Raw genomic sequence first — 20,376 nt, 5'->3', positions numbered from 1 at the left:
ACAGAACAACCATTTCAGCCCGTACCGATGAGCTGAATACGCGGTCATTCCGGGCGCGAATTCCGTATCAAACAGCACATCCGGCGAGCGCGCCGGCAATCCTGCCGCCGGCTTCGATCCGGCGATCCGGGGCCCGGCGCGAGGCCCGCCCGGCCGTGGCCGACGCGCGCGGATCGGCCGCCGTCATCAATTGTCCAATACCCGATCGCCCGTCGTTTAATCCTTCGTTAACCATTCTAAACAGCTTAGTCGGATCAGAATCGCGTACACAGGGAGCAGGGGATCCGTGAGCGAGCTGCAGAGGCTTCTGAGCGATCCTCGGTTCCGGCCCGCAGACAAGGCCAAGCGCGGCGCCGCGTCCGAACCCGACCTCGGCAACGTCCTGCGCGCCGTCGCGTCGCTGCACGCGCGGGCCGAGTCCCCGACACCGCCGGCCGCGCCGCGGGACTGGGACGCGCTGATCCACCGGGTGCAGACCGCCGCCCGCCAAGCGCGCGTGATCGAGGCCCAGGCGCGCGAGCGGGAGGCGCGGATCGAGCAGGTGCTGGATCAGGTCCGCGAGGAGGTCCACGCCTCCAACGAGCGCGCCCGGATGGCCGAGATGCAGGCGCGCGAGGCCCAGCTGCGCGCCGAGGCGCAGGTCGTCGCCGCCGAGGAGCGCGCCAAGGCGGCCGAGGCCCGCGCCCGCGCCGCCGAGGATCGGGCCCGGCAGGCCGAGGACTGGCTGGACCGTGTCCAGCAGGCGATCCTGTCCGAGTTCTCGGACCTCACCGAGCAGGCCGCGGCATGAGTGCCGCCCGCGCGTGGGCCGAGCCGACGGTGCCCCATCCCCTGTCCGACCCGGCCCTGCCGCGCGACGGCCACGCCGACCCGATCGACCGGGTCGTGGCGCTGTTCTCCGGCGCCGCGGCCGCATCCCCCGCGCCCGCCTCCCCGGCGGCCGAGGATGACTGGTCGACCTCCCTGACCGCCGTGCGCGGCGCCGCGGCGCGGGTCCGCGCCCTGCAGGCGAGCGCCCGCGACTCCGTCCGGGAGGCTCAGAGTTCCGTGCGGGCGGCCGAGACGGCGCTCCGCGCGGCCGAGGAGCGGGCCCGCCACGCCGAGGCGCTCCTGCAGGCGGCGCTCGCCCGGGCCGAGCGGGCCGAGGCGCAGGCCCGCGCGTCGGACGAGCGGGCCGAACGGGCGGAGGCCCAGCGGGCCGAGGCGCGGGCGTGGCTGCGCCGGATGCACGAGTGCATGGTCAACGAGTTCGGCGCCCTGTCCGGAGCGGCGGATCAGCCCTGAGCCGGCGCGCACCGGCCGGGATCGCGCGGACCCGCGATGCGTCGGCCTCGGCCGAGCGTCCGACGCCGCCATCACGCGCGATGGCCGCCGCGACGCGGGCCGGCCGCGCAGATTTCCCTCAGGTTCCCGCAATTACGAGCACTCGCCTTAAGTCGTCGAAAACAATTCTCAGGATATGGAATTCTGATCTCGTCGCCTCGACACCGTCCGCCTGGCAGGATCGCCGTGACCCTCAGCCTCGTCCTCAGCACGTCCCTCCCGCTCCTCACCGGGGCGGTGGCCCTGCTGTGGGCGGGCTTCGTCGCTCCGGAGCGGGAGGAGCGTCCGGACGTGCCCGGCGCCCGCGACCTGCGCACGTGGTGAGCGCCGGATCCCGGTTCCGGCCGTGAGGCGCCCGCCGCCGAACCGGCCCTCCGGAGGCGGAGAGACCCCGAGAGGCCCCGCGCCCCGTCCCGGGCCGCTTCCGGAGACGGCACCCGGCGCGCTATGACGCGCCGGACGCCCTCGCGGCGAGGGCCGGCTCACGGAGGCTTCCCATGGATCTCGGCTTGAGCGGACGCCGGGCGCTCGTCTGCGCGGCGAGCAAGGGACTGGGCAAGGGCTGCGCCCTGGCGCTCGCCCGGGAGGGCGTCGCGGTGACGATCACGGCCCGCACCGCGGAGACGCTGGAGCGGACCGCGGACGAGATCCGCGCCGCGACGGGCGTCACCGTCACCGCCGTCGCGGGCGACATCGCCACCGAGGCCGGCCGGGCGGCCGCGCTCGCCGCCTGCCCCGAGCCCGACATCCTGGTCAACAATGCCGGCGGCCCGCCCCCCGGCGATTTCCGCGAGTGGGACCGCGACGCCTGGATCCGGGCGCTCGACGCCAACATGCTGGCGCCGATCGCGCTCATCAAGGCGACGGTCGACGGGATGATCGACCGCGGGTTCGGCCGGATCGTCAACATCACCTCCGGCGCCGTGAAGGCGCCGATCGAGCATCTCGGCCTGTCGAACGGCGCCCGCTCGGGGCTGACGGGCTTCGTGGCCGGCCTGGCGCGCAAGACCGTGCGGCACGGCGTGACGATCAACAACCTGCTGCCCGGCCCCTTCGACACCGACCGGATCCGCGGCAACGCCGCCGCGGGGGCCGCCAAGGCCGGCACCTCCGTTGAGGCGTTCCTGGAGGCGCGGGCCCGCGACAACCCCGCCGGCCGCTTCGGCCACCCCGACGAGTTCGGCGCCGCCTGCGCGTTCCTGTGCAGCCAGCAGGCGGGCTTCATCACCGGGCAGAACCTGCTGATGGATGGCGGCGCCTATCCCGGCACGTTCTGACGCGGACCGGCCCGACCGGCCCTCCGCTTGCAGGGCCGGATCAGATCATGCGGTGAGGACCATGAGCGTACGCGAGACCCTCGAGGCCCGGCTGGCCCGGATCGCCGCGGGGGACCCGGCGGTCTTCACCCGCCTCTACCCGGAGCAGGCCCGCGCGGCGGCGGACGCCGCCGATGCGCGCCGCCGGGACGGGATCTCCCTCGGCCCCCTCGACGGCGCGATGGTCTCGATCAAGGACCTGTTCGACGTGGCGGGCGAGACGACGCGCGCCGGCTCGGTCCTCTTGGCCGACGCGGCGCCGGCGCGGTCCGACGCCCCGGTGGTCGCCCGCCTGCGCCGCGCCGGCGCGGTGATCCTGGGCAAGACCAACATGTCCGAGTTCGCCTTCTCGGGGCTCGGCCTCAACCCGCATTACGGCACCCCCGGCAACGCCGCCGATCCGGCGCGCATCCCGGGGGGCTCGTCCTCCGGCGCCGGGGTCTCGGTGGGGCAGGGGACGAGCGACATCGCGATCGGGTCCGACACGGGCGGCTCCGTTCGGATCCCGGCCTCGCTGAACGGCGTCGTCGGCTTCAAGCCGACCGCGAGCCGCGTGCCGCTGGAGGGGGCGTTCCCGCTGTCCTACGCCCTCGATTCCCTGGGGCCGCTCGCCCGGACGGTCGCGGATTGCGCGGCCGCCGACGCCGTGATGGCGGGCGAGGAGCCCGCGCCGCTGGAGGCGCTCGCCGTCGCCGGCCTGCGCATCGGCGTGCCGCGGGGCCTGCTGTTCACCGAGACGGAGGCGCCGGTCGCCGAGGCCTTCGAGCGGGTGCTGTCCCGCCTGTCCCGGGCCGGCGCCCGGATCGCCGATCACCCGATCGACGACCACCTCGCCGCCATGGACGCGGCGCTCCCGGACGGCTCCCTCGCGGCGATCGAGGCCACGGCGATCCACGCCGACTGGCTGGACAGCGCGGCCGGCCGCTACGACCCGCGGGTGCATCGCCGCATCGTGGCCGGCCGGAATGCGACGGCCGCGGGCTACATCCGGACGATGCGCCGGCGGGCCGCGCTGATCGCCGCCTTCGACCGGCACCTCGCCCCGCTCGACGTGCTGGCGCTTCCGGCGACCGCCGCGACGGCGCCGCTCACCGCCCCGCTGGCGGCGGACGACGCGGCCTTCCTGGCGGCCAATCGCCTGATGCTGCGCAACACCGCCTTCGGCAACTTCTTCGATCTCACCGGCCTGTCCCTGCCGATGCCGGGCCTGCCCCGGCCGGCGGGCCTGATGCTGCTGGCCCGGCACGGACAGGACCGCCGGCTCCTGGCGATCGGGGCCGGGATCGAGGCCGCGCTGGCGGGGTGAGCGCCCCGCGCGGCCCGGGCCCGCTCAGCGGATCTGGCGGGACAGCGCCACGCCGAGGCGCTCCGCGCCGATCTTCGGCTGGCCGCCGGCCACGAAGACGACGAGATCCTTGCCCGGATTGACGACGACCACGCTGTTGAAGCCGTCGGTCCCCCCGACCTTCAGGAAGACCGGCCGCTGGCCCGCGTCCGGGTCGCCGATCTCCTCGATCCAGGCCATGCCCTGCCGGAAGGTCTGTCCCTCCGGCTGGTAGAGCGGCGTCATCGCCTCGCGCAGCGCCCGGGTGAGCGCTGGCGGCACGGGCGCGCCGTTCACCGCCTCGTGCCCGAGCGCCGCCTCGCCGAAGGCGAGCATGTCGGTGGCGGTCGAGCGGAGCGCTCCCGCGGCGTACCACGCGAAGACCGGCCAGGGCATGACCGGCTGGCCCTCCATCCCGTAGCCCTGCGCGAGACGCGCGCGGTCGGCCGGCTTCACGGTGACCGCCGTGCTGGTCATCCCGAGCGGCCCGGTGATCCGCTCGTGCACGAGGCTCTCCCACGGCGCGCCGAGACGTTCGGAGAGAACGTAGCCGAGCAGGCCGATGCCGGCATTCGAGTACCGGTAGGGGGCGGGCAGGGCGCAGCCGCCCGCCTCGGATCCCTCCGGGCTCCAGCGCGACACCCAGGCCAGGAACGCTTCCGGCGGGTAGGTCCGGACGCTGCGCTCCGCCAGGGCACGCGGCAGGTCGCCCGGCAGCGTCGGCATCCCCGAGGTGAAGTCGGCGAGCTGCAGCGGCGTGATCTGGGCCGTGCAGGGCCGGAGCCGCAGGTTCGGCAACAGCTCCTGCAGCGGCGTGTCGGGACGCAGGCGGCCCGCATCGACGGCCTCGGCGAACAGTGCGGTCGTGAACACCTTGGTGATCGAGCCGATCTCCACGATCGTGTCGGACCGGTAGGGCGCGCCGCCGGCCCCGTTGAACCCGAAGTAGCTGCGCCGCCCCCGGTGGCTCACGCCCACGATCAGGCCCGGGATCGCCCCGCGCGCGACCCAGGCGCCGGCCAAGCGCTCGACGACCGGCCGCAGCGCGTCCACCTCCGCGCCGGCCGCGAGGTCGGCCGGGCGCCCGGCCCCCTCACCGAAGCCGTCCTGCGCGCCGCCGGGACCGGCGGCGAGCGCGAGGACGAGGGCGGCGAGGCCGGCCGTCACGATGGGTCGAGACCGTCCGCCGGCCCGACGATCCGTGCTGTTCATGGTCCTCCTCCCGATCCGTCACCGGCGCGCCGGGTGCGTCAGATTGGAACGGATGCATTGACGAACACTGAATACAGAACGGAAATCGCGCGGCTCATAAATGATGATGCGTAGTTGATACAGGTATTGACTGAATGCGGGCCATTGACATTAATCTTAGCTCGCAAGCAGCATGATGCACGATCCGGACGCGGACAGCGCGCCGGTCGCGGGAGGATCACGCCGTGCATTTCATGCGGATGATGGGGCTCGTGGCCCTTGTGTTGAGCGGCCTGGGCCTGGCGGGCCCGGCGTCGGCGGCCCCGCTCTCACCGGCGCCGCTGGCCGGCGACGCGAGCGGGCTGACCCGGGTCGGCTACTGGTGCGGGCCCGGATTCCACCTCAACCCGTGGGGCCGGTGCGTCCCGAACGCCCGCCGGTTCTACGGCCCGGGCCCTGCCTTCTACGGAGCCCGCTACTACGGAGGCCGGCGCTTCTACCGGACCTACAACTATCGCTGGCATCGCAACTATCGCTGGCACCGCAACTATCATTGGCATCGCAACTATCATTGGCATCGCAGCTACCACTGGCGTCGCCGCTGACGAACGCGCCGGCGGCGCTCCGGACGGTCTCGCCCGGAGCGCCGCCGGCCCCACATACCGCTTCCCAGATCCGCGGCCGGCCGGACAGCGGCCGCCGCGGCGCCGTATTCGGAGACCTGTGACGATGCGCCTCCCGCTGATTGCCTTCGCGACCGCGATTGCCCTGACCACGGGGGCGGCGGCGCAATCCGTGCCGGAGCCACCCATCCAGAGCCCGCAGGACGCCGCCTGCCGCGAGCAGGCGCGGGCCCAGATCTTCAGCTACCCCAACCCGAACAACCTCAGCCTCTACGACCTCGGTTCGCAGATCTGGCACCTGTGCATGGCGTCCTATCACGGCCGCGGCCCCAACCCCGGCCGCACCGATCAGCGCTTCTAGGCAGCGCTTCTAGGACGGCCCCGGGCCGCGGTCGCGGCCGCCGGGACGGCCCCTCGAGACAGCTCAGCGGAACCGATCATGACGAGCAAGCTCCGCGGCACCGGGCCGCACGGCCACGCACCGCCCGTCGCGCCCGATGCGGGCCGGCGCGCGTTCCTCGGGGCCGCGGCGCTCGGCGTGGCGCTGTCGACGGGCGCGCGCCCCGCGTCGGCGACCACCGCCGCGCCGGCCACGGCCGCGGACGAGACCTTCATGCGGGCGGCCATCGCCGAGGCGCGCCGCGCCGACTTCCCGTTCGGCGCCGTCATCGTCGCGGAGGGCGAGATCCGCGCCCGGGGCCTGAATCTCGGGAAGCAGCAGCGCGATCCCACGGCGCACGGCGAGATGGTGGCGATCCGCCGCTTCCTCGCGGAGCACGGGCCGGAGGCGCTGCGGGGGACGACCCTCTACACGTCCGGCGAACCCTGCGCGATGTGCATGGGCGCGATCGTCTGGTGCGGGATCTCGCGCGTCGTCTTCGCCGCCTCGCTGCAGCAGCTCGCCACGAAGATCGACCAGATCATGATCACCTGCACGGAGGTCGCGGACCGGTCGGCGTTCCGCCCGATCGCGATCACGGGCGGCGTCCTGGCGGAGGAGGCGCTCGCGCTCTTTCCGCCCGGCGATCGCCCGTCCAAGTAAGGGACTGGAAGACGGCTCGGGCGACCGCCCGCGCGGCCCGGCAATCCGGTGGAACGCGGCCGTCGCTCCCCCGGAGGTCCCGCCGCATCCCACCGGATTGCCGGGCCGCCCGCCCTGGTGCACCCTGCCGGCGATTCCCGGACCTCGCCCCGAGCCCCCGCCTCGGGCGCCCGGGGATCGCGGGACCGCCTGCGCCGGGCGGCGATCCCGGAGGGCCGACAGGGCCGACCGGCAGGGAGCCGTCGCATGAGCGCAGCCACACCGTCGACCGTCGCGGACCGGGATACGGACCTCGCCGATCGCGCCGCGATCCGCGCGATGCGCGTCGACCTCGCGGCCGCCTACCGGCTGATCCATCGGCTGGGCCTCGACGACAGCATCTACACCCACATCTCGGCGCGGCTGCCGGGCGCCGGGCACCGGTTCCTGATCAACCCCTACGGGATGCGCTTCGAGGAGGTGTCGCCGGAGAACCTCGTCACCGTCGACATCGACGGGAAGGTGCTCGAGGATCCGATGGGGCTCGGCATCAACCCGGCCGGGTTCACGATCCACAGCGCCATCCACGCCGCGCGCCACGACGCGATCTGCGTGCTGCACACCCACACGGTCGCGGGCGTGGCGGTCTCCTGCCAGGAGGAGGGGCTCCTGCCCCTGAACCAGTGGTCGATGCAGTTCACGGGGCGCGTCGCCTACCACGCCTACGAGGGCATCGCCCTCGACCTCGACGAGCGGGAGCGGCTGGTGGCCGATCTCGGCGACAAGCCCGTGATGGTGCTGCGCAACCACGGCCTGCTGACCTGCGGCCGCACGGTCGGCGAGGCGTTCCGGCTGATGCACAACCTGGAGCGCTCGTGCCGGGCGCAGCTGGCGATCCAGGCGGCGGGCGCGCCGGTGATCCGGCCCTCCTCCGCCGTCGCCACCAAGACCGCCGGGCAGTACGCCGCCGGCTACGACCGCGTCGTGGTCCAGGGGGCGCCCGACAACGAGTGGGCGGCGTTCAAGCGGATGCTGGCGCGGACGGATCCGGATTTCTTCGCGAACGGCTGAGGGCGGCACGGCCGCCGGCTGAGCCGTTCGGTCGATGCGCCGCTCTCCGTCATCGCGAGCGCGGCGAAGCGACCCAGGGCAGCGCGACGTCCGACCTCGTCACGCCGACCGGACTGCTTCGCTCCACCCGCAACGACGGCGGTACCGCGATCGGCGACGGCGTGAGACGTCGAGCGGGCGTCTCCCGCTCAGCAGGAGCGAGACGCCGCAGCACGGGCCTCACCCGTCTGCCCAGGCCCCGCTCGACCGGTAGGTCTGCTTGAGGAACGCGATGAAGGCCCGGGTCTTGGCCGGCACGAAGGCCCGGCTCGGGTAGACCGCGAAGATGCCGGCCGAGGCCGCCGCCGCGTAGGCCGGCAGCACCACCTCCAGCAGGCCGTCGCGCAGCTCCGCGTGCACGTCCCAGGTGGAGCGCAGCGCGATCCCGAGGCCGCCGATCACGGCCTCGCGCACCACCTCGTTGGAATGGGTGCGCAGCGGCCCCGACGCGCCGACCGTGCAGGGGCCCTCCGGCCCGACCAGCCGCCAGGGATTCTGGTTCTCGGTGGCGAGGCAGACATGGCCGCGCAGGTCGTCGAGGCTCCGCGGCCGCCCGGCCGCGTCGAGGTAGCTCGGCCGCGCGCAGAGGACCCGCTGCACCGGCGCGAGGCGCACCGCCGTCAGCCCGGAACTCTCCAGCGCGCCGACCCGGATCGCGAGGTCGTAGCCGCGCTCGACGATCGACTCGAAATCGTCGCTCAACTCCAAGTTGAGCACGATGCCGGGATGGAGGGCGAAGAAGGCCCGCAGGTGCGGGACGATGTGCAGGCGCCCGAAGGAGCTCGGCGCCGTGACCCGGAGCGTCCCCCGCGCCCGCGTCGCCGTCTGCGACACGAGGCTCTCGGCCTCCGCGATGGCGTCGACGATCGGCGCGATCCGCTCGAAGAAGGCCGCCCCGACATCCGTGGGCGCCACCCGCCGCGTGGTGCGATGCAGCAGGCGCACGGCGAGCCGTTCCTCCAGCCTCTTCAGCCGCTTCGACACCACCGCGACCGACAGGCCGAGCTCCGAGCCGGCCTGGGTGAGGCTGCCGGTGCGGACCACCCGGGCGAAGATCTCCAAGTCGCTCTGGTCGTGCATTGTCAACGCTGCGGAAAAAATCAAATCCCTTTTGCCGCCTTTCTCGCGGATGCCAAGCGATCTATCGAGGAGACATCAAAAATTTTTCACGGCGCGTTCGATTTTTTCTGACGCGCGTCGCCACGCATCCCCGAGGATCGCCATGTCGAAGCTCGTCGTCGCCGAGGATCTCCGCACCTTCGTCTCCGAGGAAGCGCTGCCCGGGACCGGTCTCTCGGCCGACCAGTTCTGGTCGGGCTTCGCCGCGATCGTCCGCGATCTCGCACCGCACAACCGGGCGCTGCTCGACCGGCGCGACGGCCTCCAGGCCGACATCGACTCCTGGCACCGCGACCATCGCGGAGCGCCGCACGATCCGGCGGCTTACGCGGACTACCTGACGCGGATCGGCTACCTGCAGCCGGAGCCCGAGACCGTGCGGGTGACCACCGAGAACGTGGACGCGGAGATCGCCGCCATCGCCGGGCCGCAGCTCGTGGTGCCGATCTCCAACGCCCGCTACGCGCTGAACGCCGCCAATGCCCGCTGGGGCAGCCTCTACGACGCCCTCTACGGCACCGACGCGATCCCGCAGGACGGCGAGCTCGCGCCCGGCGCCGGGTTCAACCCGGCCCGCGGCGCCGCGGTGGTGGCCAGGACCAAGGCGTTCCTCGACGCGACCGCGCCGCTGAGCGTCGGCTCCTGGGCGGATGCCGTGGGCTTCTCGGTGACGGACGGCCGCCTGGCCGCCGATCTCGGCGCCGGTCGCAGCGCCGGCCTGACCGGATCGTCCGCCTTCGCGGGCTACACCGGCGACGCCGCGGCGCCGACCGCGCTCCTGCTGCGCCACAACGGCCTGCACATCGAGGTCGTCATCGACCGCGCGAGCCCGATCGGCCGCACCGACCCGGCCGGCATCGCCGACGTGGTGCTGGAGGCCGCCCTCTCGACCATCATGGACATGGAGGATTCGGTGGCGGCCGTGGACTCGGCCGACAAGGTCGCGGTCTACCGGAGCTGGCTCGGCCTGATGCGCGGTGATCTGACCGCCACCCTGTCCAAGGGCGGCCGCACGGTCGAGCGGCGGCTCGCCGAGGACCGGACCTTCACGGCCCCCGATGGCGGGCGCCTGACCCTGCCGGGACGGTCGCTGATGCTGGTCCGGCATGTCGGCCACCACATGTACACCGACGCCGTGACCCTCGACGGCGCCGAGATCCCGGAGACGTTCCTCGACGCGGCCGTCACCGCGCTGATCGCCCTGCACGACCTGAAGGGCACCGGTCCGCTCCGCAACAGCCGGACCGGCTCGGTCTACATGGTCAAGCCCAAGCTGCACGGTCCCGACGAGGTCGCCTTCGCGGTGGCGCTGTTCGGGCAGGTCGAGGCGCTGGTCGGCCTCGCGCCGCGGACGCTCAAGATCGGCGTCATGGACGAGGAGCGGCGCACGACGCTCAACCTCAAGGCGGCGATCGCCGCGGCGTCGGACCGGCTGTTCTTCATCAACACCGGCTTCCTCGACCGGACCGGCGACGAGATCCACACCTCGCTGGAGGCCGGCCCCGTGGTCCGCAAGGATGCCATGAAGGCGACCGCCTGGATCCAGGCCTACGAGGACGGCAACGTCGATGCCGGCCTCGCCTGCGGCCTGCCCGGCCACGCGCAGATCGGCAAGGGCATGTGGGCCGCCCCCGACCGGATGGCGGCGATGCTCGACGCCAAGGGCGCCCACCCGGAGGCGGGCGCCAACACCGCCTGGGTGCCGTCGCCGACCGCCGCGACGCTCCACGCGCTCCACTACCATCAGGTGGATGTCCGCGCCCGCCAGGCGGCGCTCGCCGGCCGGGCGCCCGCGACCCGCGCCGCCATGCTGACCCTGCCCCTCGCCGAGGGCGCGTTCGCGCCGGAGGCGGTGCGGGAGGAGCTCGACAACAATTGCCAGGGGATCCTGGGCTACGTGGTCCGCTGGGTCGACCAGGGCGTCGGCTGCTCCAAGGTGCCGGACATCCACGAGGTCGGGCTGATGGAGGACCGCGCCACCCTGCGGATCTCCAGCCAGCACATCGCCAACTGGCTGCGCCACGGGATCGTGGACCGCGACGAGGTCGCCGCGGCCCTGCGGCGCATGGCCGAGGTCGTCGATCGCCAGAACGCCGGCGACCGGGCCTACCGGCCGATGGCCCCCGGCTTCGACGGGCCGGCCTTCCGCGCCGCCGAGGCCCTGGTCTTCGAGGGCGCCGGCCAGCCGAACGGCTACACCGAGTTCGTGCTGCACCGGTTCCGCCGGGAGGCGAAGCGCCTGGACGCCCGCGTTCGGGCGGCCTGAGGCCGCTCCCGGATCCCGGACGCGCAGCGCCCCGAGACCGCCCCGGGCCGGCCGACGGCCTGTGCGGCCTGAAACGCCGCGCCGCGGATCTGCCAGGGTCCGCGGCCTCTGCCGGTCGGGACGGGCCGACCGGTCAACGCCGCTGCCACGCCTCGGCCACGCCGTGCCGGTCAGCGGCGCTTGCGCGTCATCACGTAGACCAGCAGGTTCGCCACCGCCCGGTAGAATTCCGCCGGGATCGCCTGGTTGACCTCGACATGGTCGTACATCGCCCGGGTGAGCGCCTTGTCGACGACGACCTCGATCCGGTGCTTCTCGGCGATCTCGCGGATGCGGAGGGCGATCAGGTCCGCGCCCTTGGCCAGAACCGTCGGGGCGTCGTTCTCGCTCTGGTCGTAGCGCAGCGCGATCGCGTAGTGCGTCGGGTTCGCCAGGATCATGGTGGCGCGGGGCACCGCCGCCATCATCTGCTTGCGCAGCCGGTCCTGCGCCAGCGAGCGCATCTTCGCCTTCACGAGCGGGTCGCCCTCGAGCTGCTTGAACTCGTCCTTCACCTCCTGCCGCGACATCCGCAGGTCGCGCTGCCAGCGCACGCGGGTCCAGACCAGGTCGCCGGCGACCAGCGCGATCGTCGCGACGCTCACGGCCGAGACGAGGCGCACCGAGAGGGTCAGCAGGAATTCGGGCAACCAGACTGGATCCACGAACATGACATTGACGATCTCGTGGCGATCCGCGTGCAGGACCATGTAGGACATGCCGCCGATCGCGAAGAACTTGAACAGATTTTTCCCGAACTCGACGAACCCCTGCAGACTGAAGAGCCGATTCCAGCCGGCGACGGGGGAGATGCGGGACCATTTCGGCTGGATCCGATCGAACACCACGCGCGGCGCGTTCTGGAAGATCGAGGCGGCGATGCCGGCCACGAGCAGGATGACCAGGACCGGCAGCAGGAAGCGGCCCATCTCCAGGGCGAGGGCGTGGACGAGGCGCATCGCGTCGTGGCTCGTCTCCACGCTGAAGTTGCGCGGCTGCTCCAAGATCAGCGCGAGCCTCTGCACCAGCGGCAGCCCCTGATCCCGCGCCACGAAGACCAGGAAGATCAGCAGTCCCAGGATGGAGGCGAAGACGGGCGCTTCCCGCGAGAACGGCGTGTTTCCTTCCGCGATCGCGTCGCTGATCTTCTTCTCGCTCGCCGCCTCGGTCTTGCTCTCCCTGTCCTCAGACATCGCGGCGCCCCGAACTCGGGCCGCCGACGGCACCGCGCCGGTCGGCCCGGCGGGACGCGTCCGCCGGAGCGGCGCCCCGGAGCCGTCCCCGACCGGGGACGGTGCTAGCGGAAGTAGGTCTCATCCGAGTCGGCCGGGGTGAGTTCGATCTCGCCGCGCGACGCCATCTCGAGCGCCTGGTCGGTGATCGCGCGGCGCGCGTCGAGCACGTCCCGCTGGGCGGCGGGCTCGCCTCCCTCCAGCTCGTGCTCGACGAGGCGCCGGGCGCGGGCGGTCAGCGCGCTGAGCACGACGTTCCGCAACGGCCCGTTCGTGCCCTTCAGGGCGAGGATGACCTTCTCGTGCGGGACCTGATCGAAGAGCGTCGTCCGCGCCCGCGGCGTCATGTGGATGATGTCGTCGAAGGTGAAGAGCAGGCTCTTCAGGATCTCGGCCGATTTCGGGCGCGTCTGCGTGAGGTTGTCCAGGACCTCCTCCATGCTCTGGCGCTCCATCTTGTTGACGATGTCGGCCATGCGCGAGTGGGTATCCGCCGCGGCATTGCGCGCCAGGTTGATCATGAAGTCCTCGTGGATGGTCTGCTCGATCATCTTCATGGTCGCGTCGACGATCGGCTTGAACGTCAGCATCCGCCGCATGACGCCGTTGCGCAGCGGCGCCGGCAACTGCGCCATCACCTTGGCGGCGCAGGCCGGCTTGACCTTGGACAGCACGAGCGCCGCGGTCTGAGGGTGCTCCTTGATCAGGTAGCCCGCCAGGGCGGTCTCGGACCCGTTGGAGATGCGGTCCCAGATCGAGCGGCGTACATGCTCACCCGGGCCGGGATCGACGAAGCGCGGATCTGGCGCGTCGAGGGCGCCGCGGACCGGACGCCGCGCAACGCCGCGGATCCGAAGGCTCCGGAGAACCGGCGGATCGAGATTCTCCTGCAGGGATCTCCAGGATGAAGGTGTCCCGGACCGGGCGGATCGTGGCGGCCGCCCTCGGCCTGCTCATCGCGGGGAGGGCCGCCCCCGTCGCCGCGGAACCGGCGGGCGGCCCTCCCGCCGCCCCGGCCGCAGAGCCGCAGGCGCCGACGGGCGATCCGGTGCAGTCGGTGCGCACGCTCCAGTTGCTGCAGGATCGGGTCGCCGCCGGCTCCCGGGCCGCCCACGAGAGCCAGCCGCTGCTGATCGCCCGGATCAACGCGGATCTCCTGGCCGTCCCGCCCGAGATTTGGGGCCGCCGGAGCAATATCCGGGCCGCGATCACGTTCGCCCTCAGCGGCGGCGGTCCTTCCGTCCTGCGCCGGCTGACGGCGCAGGACGGCCTCGGCGAGCCCGAAGCGACGCTCGCGCGCGGGGCGCTCGCCTATGTCGAGGGGCGGGAGGCCGAGGCGCGGCGCCTGCTCCAGGACGTCGACACGACAGATCTGCCGCCGACGCTCGCGGGCGCCATCGGCCTGACGCAGGCGTCGCTCGCCGTGCCCGACCAGCCGATCCGGGCGATCGCCCTGCTCGACCGCGTCCGGGTGCTGCTGCCGGGCACGCTGACCGAGGAGGGCGCCCTGCGCCGCGAGATCTTCACCCTCGGTCAGATCGGCGACCTGAAGACGTTCGAGGCGCTGGCGATCCAGTACCTGCGCCGCTTCCCGCACTCGATCTACGCGGGCAACTTCCGGCAGCGACTGGCCTATCAGCTGACGCAGTTCGATATCGGCCACGACGCGGAGCGCTTCGCGACCCTCAACAGGATCCTGGACGAGCTCGGTCCCGAGAGCCGGCGCGACCTGTATCTGGTGGTCGCCCAGACGGCGATCCAGGCGGGTCAGACGGCCGCGGCGCTCCGCGCCAGCGAGAAGGCCCTCGCGCTGTGCGCGCCCGGAAGCGCGGAGGCGACCCGGGGCCAGCTCTACCGGGCTGCCGCCGAGATCGTGAGCCTGGCGACGTTCCAGTCCGGGTCGCGGACGCTGAGATCGCTCGACAGGGCCAAGCTCACGGCCCGCGACCTGCCCCTCCTCGAGACGGCCCTGTCGACCGCCGAGGCGATCGGACGCGGGCTCGCCGGCCGGCCCGGCCTGCCGGAGGCCGACGCCGCCGCGAAGCCGGCGCGGGCGGCGCCGGATCCCACCGACGGGCCCGCGAGCCTGATCCCGAAGGCGCAGGCCACGATCGACCGGATCGATCTGATGCTCAGCAAGGCGACCCCGTGAACACGATCTCCACCGCGGTCCAGAAACCCGTCCCCAAACCCGATCGGGATGTCGCACCGTCCCCGCATCCGGCGGCCGACCTTCAGGCGCTGCCGGATCCGGCGGTGCGGGGCGCCTTCGACCTGGTCCTGCGTGCGGTCTCAGGGGGAACTCCCGCGGCCCGACCCGAGACCGACGGAGGTGAGATGGACGAACCGGAGGGCGCGACCGGGGAGGATCGGCGGCCCGAAGCCGGCGCATCGCCCGCGCCGCCGCCGTCACCGGGCGATCCCGGCAGCGCCGCCGCGGCGCTCGCCGAGATCCTGAGCGCGGCCGTCCTGTCGGCCCGTCCGGAACTGCCCGCGGGACACGGAACCGGTGCTCCGGGACCGGCCCCATCCGCCGCATCCCCGGCGGGCCCCGACGCGGCCCCGGAGACCAGCCTCGTGGGAAATCTCGAGGCGGCCCGCGCGGACGCGTCGCCGCGCGCCGGGCCGAGCCCGGGCACCCTGCTGCAGGGCGGCCCCCCGCAGGTCGAGGTTCTCGACCGGGCGGTTCACTTCAAGCCCGTCCTGCCCGAGGCGGCCCGCCACGCCCTCCCGGCCGCCGCAGCGGCAACGTCCCCGTTGCCGGCCGTCCCGAACGCGGCGGACGCTCAGCCTCGACCCGTCCGCCCCGGACCGGTGGCTCCGGCCGTCGCCGGGCCCGATCCTGCTCCGATCGCGCCGGCCGCCCAGATCGCCGCCCAGATTGCCGCGCAAGTCGCCACCCAGATCGCCGGGACGGTCGCCGGGAAGGTGAACGCAGCGCCGCCGAAGGCGACGGTCGCCCTCGCGACCGATCCCGAGCCTCGAGCCGGCGATGCGTCGGCCCGCGCCGATGCGTCGGCCCGCACCGCGACGGGGATCGATGGGCCGGGGGGGCTCACGGCACGCGAGGACAACCGTCCCCGCTCCGGCATCGCCGGACTCCTCCTCGCCCCCACCGGCCGGCAGGGGCCGCCGGGCGTCCCCATCCCGGGTCCCGGCAACGGATCCGGGACCGAGCCGGCCCGACTCGCCGCCGTCCTGCCGACGATCGCGGCGGCCATCACGGAGGAGATTGAGCGCGCGACCGCGGCCGGACCGGAGCGTCGCGTCGGCGCCGATCCGGCGATCCCCGCGGCTCAGGACGGGCCGCTCCGGGTGCTCAAGATCCAGCTCCGGCCGGAGAGCCTCGGGATCGTCACGGTGGAATTGCGGCTCGTCGACGGTCAGCTCGAGACCCATCTGCGCGCCGCGCGTCCCGAGACGGCGGCGATGCTGCAGCGGGATTCGGCGATCCTCACCGAACTGCTCAAGCACGCGCATTACCGGCCCGAGATCATTGTCGAGCCGGTTCGCCCCGGCGACGCCGGGTTCTCCGCGGGCGGATCACCGTCCCAGGGCCAATCCGGGCTCACCGACGGCGGCGCCCGGCCGGGTCACGGCGGGGACGGGCAGCGGCAGGCAGACCAGCGCGCGGCGCAGCGGCCGACGCTCGGCAGGCGCGACGGGGAGCGGACAGATGAGACGGTACGTCCTCGCGACGGCGGCGTTTATCTGTAGCGCCGCCCCGGTCGCCGGGACCGTGTGCGAGGCCGAGATGGGCCGTGCCGCGGCCCGTTACGGCGTGCCCCTCGGCGTGCTCTACGCGGTCGGCCTCACGGAGACGGGTAAGCGCGGCTCGCTCCAGCCCTACGCCATGAACATCGAAGGGGCGGCCTATTTCGCGACCGGGCCCCAGGACGTGCTGGCCCACTTCGCCGCGGCGCGCCGCCGGGGCGCGCGCCTGATCGATCTCGGCTGCATGCAGATCAACCACCACTATCACGGCGAAAAGTTCGCCTCGGTCGAGGCCATGATCGACCCGCGCGCGAACGTGGACTACGCGACGCAATTTCTCCGGGATCTGAAGCGGCGGGAGGGCAGCTGGACGATGGCCGTGGCGCGCTATCATGCCGGCCCGCACAACAACGCGGCGCAGAAGATCTACATCTGCCGGGTCGTGGCCAACATGGTCGCCACGGGCTTCGGCCAGTGGACGCCGGCCGCGGCCCATTTCTGCCGGTGATCGTCCCGGCCGGGGCGGAAGAATGCGGACCGGGCCCGGTCAGGGAACCAACCGAAGGACCGGGCCCTTTCGGCAGAGGCCCCGTCACCGGCCCGGAGGAGCCGCATGACCGACGCCCCAGACCCGCCGGAAGGACCGCCCGGGAAAACGGCGCTGCTGGTGGTCCTCACCCTCACGGCCGTTGCCGCCGCCGCGTACGTCCTGATCCACATGGACTAGGTTGCCCGGCGACGCCCCTACAGGGTCCGACAATTCCCGTAGCTGACCTTGACGTCGTTGCGCTCCTCGGGATTGAGCTGCGCCTCGACGAAATTCATCTTGTTGAGGTCGATCAGAAGGAAGTAGACGCCGTTCTGACACTTGATCGCGTTGCGCGGCGTGCGCTCGTTCAGCCGCGGCGAGGCCGTCTGGCACTCGTAATAGTCGGAGCGCCCGGCCGAGATCACGGTCAGCAGGCCGCCGCTGGAGACCAGCGAGAATGTCCGGGCCTTCTGGGATTGCGGTTTGGCGCCTTCGGGTGCGGCGACATCGAGACTGGTCGACGCCTCCACCGTACACGTCATCGGACGGCGCAGCTGGGGGACCGCGGGCGTGATGCTCAGCAGGAGGAGCGCACCAGCGAGCGCTACCCGTTCGGCGATCATCGGCGAGGGATCCGTGATTCGTGGGTAGTTTCTACCCAGAAGCTAGACCGTTATCCATCCTTGTAAATGCCGCCTGCTCGGATCGATGGGCCGATCAACAGATTTGCCGCCCGCTCCATTGCATCGCGCCAAGGATTACGGGCCAGGCCGGTTCTTCCGCCGGGACCCGATCCGACCGGAATGCCGGCGGAGCGCGCTCTAGGTCGCGAACCCATAACGGCTGGCACGGTTGAACCGCGGCGTCGTTAGCCCTCTGAGCAGGAGGGCCTTGATGGCGCGGTTTGATCTGACGGATGCGGAGTGGGCGGTGATCGAACCGCTGTTGCCGACGGACGTGCGCGGCAAGGAGCGCGTGGATGATCGGCGGGTGCTGAATGGGATCTTCTGGCGGCTGCGCACGGGCGCGCCCTGGGCCGACATCCCGGCGCGCTACGGCCCACATACGACCTGCGGCAACCGTTTTCGGCGCTGGCGCAAGCGTGGCATCTGGGATCGGCTTTTGGATGCGGTGTCAAAGGCTTACGACGGCGACCTGCAGATGATCGACGCGACCAGCGTGCGGGTTCACCAGCATGCCGCCTGCGCCCAAAAAAAGATGGCCGATCCGGTGGCATGGGTCGCTCGCGCGGCGGCCTGACGAGCAAGATCCACGCTTTGGTGGATGCTGACGGCCGTCCGGTGGCGCTCAAAATCACTGCGGGTCAAGCGCACGATGGGCGCGCGGCGGCCGACATGCTGGGCGGTCTGGGCACGGGCCAGATCCTGCTGGGGGATCGAGCCTATGACAGCGACGCGCTTCGCACTCGGATGGCGGAGCAGGGCGCGTGGGCGAATGTGAAGCCGATGCCCAACCGCAAGCGAGTGCCGGCGTTCAGCCCGTTCCTGTACAAGTACCGCAACTTGGTCGAGCGCTTCTTCAGCAAGATCAAGCACTTCCGGGCCGTCGCCACCCGTTACGACAAGGATCCCGACAACTTCCTAGCCAGCGTCAAGCTCGCAGCCCTGCGGGTCTGGCTGCGAGCTTAATGAGTCCGCGACCTAATCCTCCAGGGCGTCCGGATTGTCGTTGGCGGCCGGATCGGGATCGCGCCGCGCCGCGATCTCCGTACCGATCTCCATGAGCAGCAATCGGGACAGGAGCTGCATCGTCGCCGTGCCGTGCGCGGCCACGAGTTGATGGGCCAGGATCGTCGCCTCCACCATGCGGTCAAAACCGTCGTCGTCGGACATGGCGGTGCAGTAACCTGGTTGAATGCCGAGCATACAACTTAAAGGTAAGGATCCGGTTCGACCGCCCGCGCAGAAACAGGATTTCCCATGATCCCGACCGTCCAGGCCGACGCGCTCCTGGGGAGACTGGCCGAGGCCCTGGGGAGCCCGGTCGAGATCTTCTTCGCCGAATGCGCGCCGGCGACCGGGCGCACATCCGGGGACGCGTCGCCGGATTGCGACGCGCTGCCGACGCTGGAGCTGCTCCGTCTGTGGGAATCGCTGCGGGAGCCGGTGCGCCGGGAGCGGGTGCTGGCCGCCGCCCGGCAGGAGGCCCGAACCCTGCGGGCGAGCCGCGCGGAGGACGCGGCGGCCGGCTGACCGGAGCTCACCGCGCGCAGATCCGGGACGCGGCTGTCGGATCGGGCCGCCTTGATCAGGGGCCCGCGGCGGGCGGCGCGGGTACGGCCGCGAAGGTCAGGGCCGTCGCGGGCAGGGCGGGCGTGGCCGGCCTGTCCTGCTGAGCCGGCTTCTCCAGCTTCTCCAGCTTGGCCGTGCGCCTGTCGCGCTTCTCGTAGAAGGCGTTGCCGCCGGCGACGGCCACGTAGTGCATGTTCGTGTAGGGGAAGCGGTGGCCCGCGGTGTGGAAGAACATCGCCTTCCCGACCTTCGGGTGCCGCTCGCCGGCCAGGACGGCGTCGGCGGCGTCGGCGACCTTCTGCAGGTCCTTCTCCTGCATCGGCTTGGTGAGGACGCCCGGCGCGAACTGGCCCGGCTGCCCGACCACCGCGCAGATGCCGCCTGGGAAGATCGCGTTCTCGAGCCGGTTCATCACGACCGTGCCGACGGCGACCAGCCCGTCGCTGTCGCTCCTGTTCGACTCGAAGTACATGGCGCGGCCCAGACAATCGCGCTCGGCGTCGCTGACGACCATCGGCGGCTTGCGGTCGGGGATCGATCCCGTCGTGAGCACCGGCGACGCGGTGTTGCAGGCCCCCAGGCCGCCGGCCGCCGCCAGAACGATCAGTGCAGGACCGACCTTCGTCCTCTCGCTACCCCGCATGCATCCGCGCTCCGTGCTCCTCCAGCCTGACCAGCCGGGCGGTGTTCCGCTCCGACCGGACGAAGGCCAAGCTTGACGGCATGTTCGCGGCGAGGATGTGGCGAGGCTGTCCCGTTTCGGGACCGGACCGGGAGCCTCAGTGCTGGCCCTGACCCGCGGCCAGGACGGTCACGCCCAGGGCGATCACCCCGATGCCCACCAGCATCGTCGGGTTGAGCGCCTCGCCGTACAGCCACGCGCCGCCGAGCGCCGCGCCGATCATGCCGATCCCCGACCAGATCGCGTAGACCACGCCGATCGGCAGCATGTCCATGCTGGTCGACATCAGCCACAGGGCGGTGCCGTAACCGAGCGCCACGATCACCGTCGGCCCCGGGCGGGTGAGGCCGTCGGCGGCCTTCAGCGCCAGGGTGGCGGTCACCTCCGCGCCGATGGCGAGCCCGAGGATCAGGTACGGATTCATGGCACGGCGGACTTTCGGGCTGCGCGGGCTGGGTGAGTCGGGCGGTCGAGGCGTGTAGAAACAGGTTCGAATCGGACGCCCGCGCGGACGGGGCGGCGCTGGGCCGGCCCGGATCCGCGTCGAAACGGCCGCGGACGTCGGCGGCCGCCGGACACAAGGCCACAGATCCGTGAACATTTCCGAACCGGCGGCTCGCCGCTTCGCGGGCGAC

At 72.3% G+C, this 20,376-nt stretch carries 23 protein-coding genes and 1 pseudogene; 16 read left to right on the top strand and 8 right to left on the bottom strand.

Features of this window, described 5'->3' with window-relative positions; all coding sequences use genetic code 11:
• The first annotated feature begins 286 nt into the window (after positions 1-286).
• From ABIC30_RS13700 to ABIC30_RS13680, 5 genes are all read left to right on the top strand, one after another.
• Positions 287-790 carry a hypothetical protein gene (locus tag ABIC30_RS13700; RefSeq protein ID WP_020093242.1) on the top strand — a complete coding sequence of 168 codons (504 nt, stop codon included), beginning with the start codon at positions 287-289 and terminating at the stop codon, positions 788-790.
• Positions 787-1,284, top strand: a complete 498-nt coding sequence (locus ABIC30_RS13695) for a hypothetical protein (RefSeq protein WP_020093243.1) — start codon at positions 787-789, stop codon at positions 1,282-1,284. The genes ABIC30_RS13700 and ABIC30_RS13695 overlap by 4 nt, the downstream gene beginning before the upstream one ends.
• A 225-nt stretch (positions 1,285-1,509) precedes the next feature.
• Entirely contained in the window at positions 1,510-1,647 is a 138-nt protein-coding gene (locus tag ABIC30_RS13690; protein ID WP_020093244.1) for a hypothetical protein, read from the top strand.
• Between the two features lie 173 nt (positions 1,648-1,820).
• Positions 1,821-2,600: an SDR family oxidoreductase gene (locus ABIC30_RS13685; protein WP_020093245.1), complete on the top strand. Its 780-nt coding sequence runs from the start codon at positions 1,821-1,823 to the stop codon at positions 2,598-2,600.
• 61 nt (positions 2,601-2,661) lie between these two features.
• Entirely contained in the window at positions 2,662-3,945 is a 1,284-nt protein-coding gene (locus ABIC30_RS13680; RefSeq protein WP_103985004.1) for an amidase, read from the top strand.
• A 24-nt stretch (positions 3,946-3,969) separates the two neighbouring features.
• Here ABIC30_RS13680 and ABIC30_RS13675 read toward each other — a convergent pair whose 3' ends face one another.
• Positions 3,970-5,175, bottom strand: coding sequence for a serine hydrolase domain-containing protein (locus ABIC30_RS13675; protein ID WP_081636480.1), 1,206 nt, complete (start codon positions 5,173-5,175; stop codon positions 3,970-3,972).
• A gap of 242 nt (positions 5,176-5,417) precedes the next feature.
• Here ABIC30_RS13675 and ABIC30_RS13670 point away from each other — a divergent pair, with 242 nt between their 5' ends.
• The 4 genes from ABIC30_RS13670 to ABIC30_RS13655 all read left to right on the top strand — a co-directional run bounded on the left by ABIC30_RS13670 (position 5,418) and on the right by ABIC30_RS13655 (position 7,869).
• Positions 5,418-5,759, top strand: coding sequence for a GCG_CRPN prefix-to-repeats domain-containing protein (locus ABIC30_RS13670; RefSeq protein WP_376738877.1), 342 nt, complete (start codon positions 5,418-5,420; stop codon positions 5,757-5,759).
• A gap of 124 nt (positions 5,760-5,883) precedes the next feature.
• Positions 5,884-6,138, top strand: a complete 255-nt coding sequence (locus ABIC30_RS13665; protein WP_042670699.1) for a hypothetical protein — start codon at positions 5,884-5,886, stop codon at positions 6,136-6,138.
• Positions 6,139-6,216: 78 nt separating this feature from the next.
• Entirely contained in the window at positions 6,217-6,819 is a 603-nt protein-coding gene (locus ABIC30_RS13660) for a nucleoside deaminase (RefSeq protein ID WP_082557758.1), read from the top strand.
• Between the two features lie 246 nt (positions 6,820-7,065).
• Entirely contained in the window at positions 7,066-7,869 is an 804-nt protein-coding gene (locus ABIC30_RS13655) for a class II aldolase/adducin family protein (RefSeq protein WP_103985006.1), read from the top strand.
• Positions 7,870-8,088: 219 nt separating this feature from the next.
• On the opposite strand, the gene ABIC30_RS13650 is transcribed toward ABIC30_RS13655, so the two are convergent.
• Complete coding sequence (locus tag ABIC30_RS13650) at positions 8,089-8,988, bottom strand: LysR family transcriptional regulator (RefSeq protein ID WP_042670683.1); 900 nt, start codon at positions 8,986-8,988, stop codon at positions 8,089-8,091.
• A gap of 142 nt (positions 8,989-9,130) precedes the next feature.
• On the opposite strand from ABIC30_RS13650, the gene ABIC30_RS13645 reads away from it, so the two are divergent.
• On the top strand, positions 9,131-11,293 hold the full coding sequence (locus tag ABIC30_RS13645; RefSeq protein WP_234080751.1) for a malate synthase G: 2,163 nt from the start codon (positions 9,131-9,133) through the stop codon (positions 11,291-11,293).
• 170 nt (positions 11,294-11,463) lie between these two features.
• On the opposite strand, the gene flhB is transcribed toward ABIC30_RS13645, so the two are convergent.
• Positions 11,464-12,525 (bottom strand): flagellar biosynthesis protein FlhB, encoded by a 1,062-nt coding sequence (gene flhB / locus ABIC30_RS13640; RefSeq protein WP_354455434.1) that lies wholly within the window; start codon positions 12,523-12,525, stop codon positions 11,464-11,466.
• A 104-nt stretch (positions 12,526-12,629) separates the two neighbouring features.
• Positions 12,630-13,325: pseudogene (locus ABIC30_RS13635) on the bottom strand (flagellar motor switch protein FliG); the annotation flags it as partial.
• A gap of 6 nt (positions 13,326-13,331) precedes the next feature.
• Between ABIC30_RS13635 and ABIC30_RS13630 the strand changes: the two are divergent.
• The 4 genes from ABIC30_RS13630 to ABIC30_RS13615 all read left to right on the top strand — a co-directional run bounded on the left by ABIC30_RS13630 (position 13,332) and on the right by ABIC30_RS13615 (position 16,786).
• Positions 13,332-13,472: a hypothetical protein gene (locus ABIC30_RS13630; protein ID WP_020093256.1), complete on the top strand. Its 141-nt coding sequence runs from the start codon at positions 13,332-13,334 to the stop codon at positions 13,470-13,472.
• Positions 13,469-14,716: a chemotaxis protein gene (locus ABIC30_RS13625; protein ID WP_234080752.1), complete on the top strand. Its 1,248-nt coding sequence runs from the start codon at positions 13,469-13,471 to the stop codon at positions 14,714-14,716. The genes ABIC30_RS13630 and ABIC30_RS13625 overlap by 4 nt, the downstream gene beginning before the upstream one ends.
• A 185-nt stretch (positions 14,717-14,901) precedes the next feature.
• Positions 14,902-16,281 (top strand): flagellar hook-length control protein FliK, encoded by a 1,380-nt coding sequence (locus ABIC30_RS13620; RefSeq protein ID WP_234080753.1) that lies wholly within the window; start codon positions 14,902-14,904, stop codon positions 16,279-16,281.
• Entirely contained in the window at positions 16,241-16,786 is a 546-nt protein-coding gene (locus ABIC30_RS13615; protein ID WP_042670687.1) for a transglycosylase SLT domain-containing protein, read from the top strand. The genes ABIC30_RS13620 and ABIC30_RS13615 overlap by 41 nt, the downstream gene beginning before the upstream one ends.
• A gap of 236 nt (positions 16,787-17,022) precedes the next feature.
• On the opposite strand, the gene ABIC30_RS13610 is transcribed toward ABIC30_RS13615, so the two are convergent.
• Positions 17,023-17,430, bottom strand: coding sequence for a hypothetical protein (locus ABIC30_RS13610; RefSeq protein ID WP_042670689.1), 408 nt, complete (start codon positions 17,428-17,430; stop codon positions 17,023-17,025).
• A 271-nt stretch (positions 17,431-17,701) separates the two neighbouring features.
• On the opposite strand from ABIC30_RS13610, the gene ABIC30_RS13605 reads away from it, so the two are divergent.
• Positions 17,702-18,456 (top strand): IS5 family transposase gene (locus ABIC30_RS13605; protein ID WP_354455430.1). Its coding sequence is split into 2 segments (ribosomal slippage): positions 17,702-18,026 and positions 18,026-18,456, totalling 756 coding nucleotides; the frame shifts between segments, so codons are not numbered across the junction.
• 12 nt (positions 18,457-18,468) lie between these two features.
• Here ABIC30_RS13605 and ABIC30_RS13600 read toward each other — a convergent pair.
• A complete protein-coding gene (locus ABIC30_RS13600) occupies positions 18,469-18,660 on the bottom strand; it encodes a hypothetical protein (RefSeq protein ID WP_091677546.1) in 192 nt (63 codons plus the stop codon).
• A gap of 87 nt (positions 18,661-18,747) precedes the next feature.
• Between ABIC30_RS13600 and ABIC30_RS13595 the strand changes: the two genes are divergently transcribed.
• Positions 18,748-19,020, top strand: coding sequence for a hypothetical protein (locus ABIC30_RS13595; protein ID WP_020093263.1), 273 nt, complete (start codon positions 18,748-18,750; stop codon positions 19,018-19,020).
• Positions 19,021-19,075: 55 nt separating this feature from the next.
• On the opposite strand, the gene ABIC30_RS13590 is transcribed toward ABIC30_RS13595, so the two are convergent.
• Complete coding sequence (locus ABIC30_RS13590) at positions 19,076-19,702, bottom strand: cell wall hydrolase (protein WP_103985008.1); 627 nt, start codon at positions 19,700-19,702, stop codon at positions 19,076-19,078.
• Positions 19,703-19,838: 136 nt separating this feature from the next.
• Positions 19,839-20,165, bottom strand: coding sequence for a DMT family transporter (locus tag ABIC30_RS13585; RefSeq protein ID WP_020093265.1), 327 nt, complete (start codon positions 20,163-20,165; stop codon positions 19,839-19,841).
• Positions 20,166-20,376: the final 211 nt, after the last annotated feature.

It is taken from the genome of Methylobacterium sp. 1030, assembly GCF_040544715.1.
Lineage (GTDB): Bacteria > Pseudomonadota > Alphaproteobacteria > Rhizobiales > Beijerinckiaceae > Methylobacterium.
The sequence above is the reverse complement of the archived record's forward strand: the minus strand, read 5'-3'. Positions and strand labels throughout refer to the sequence as shown.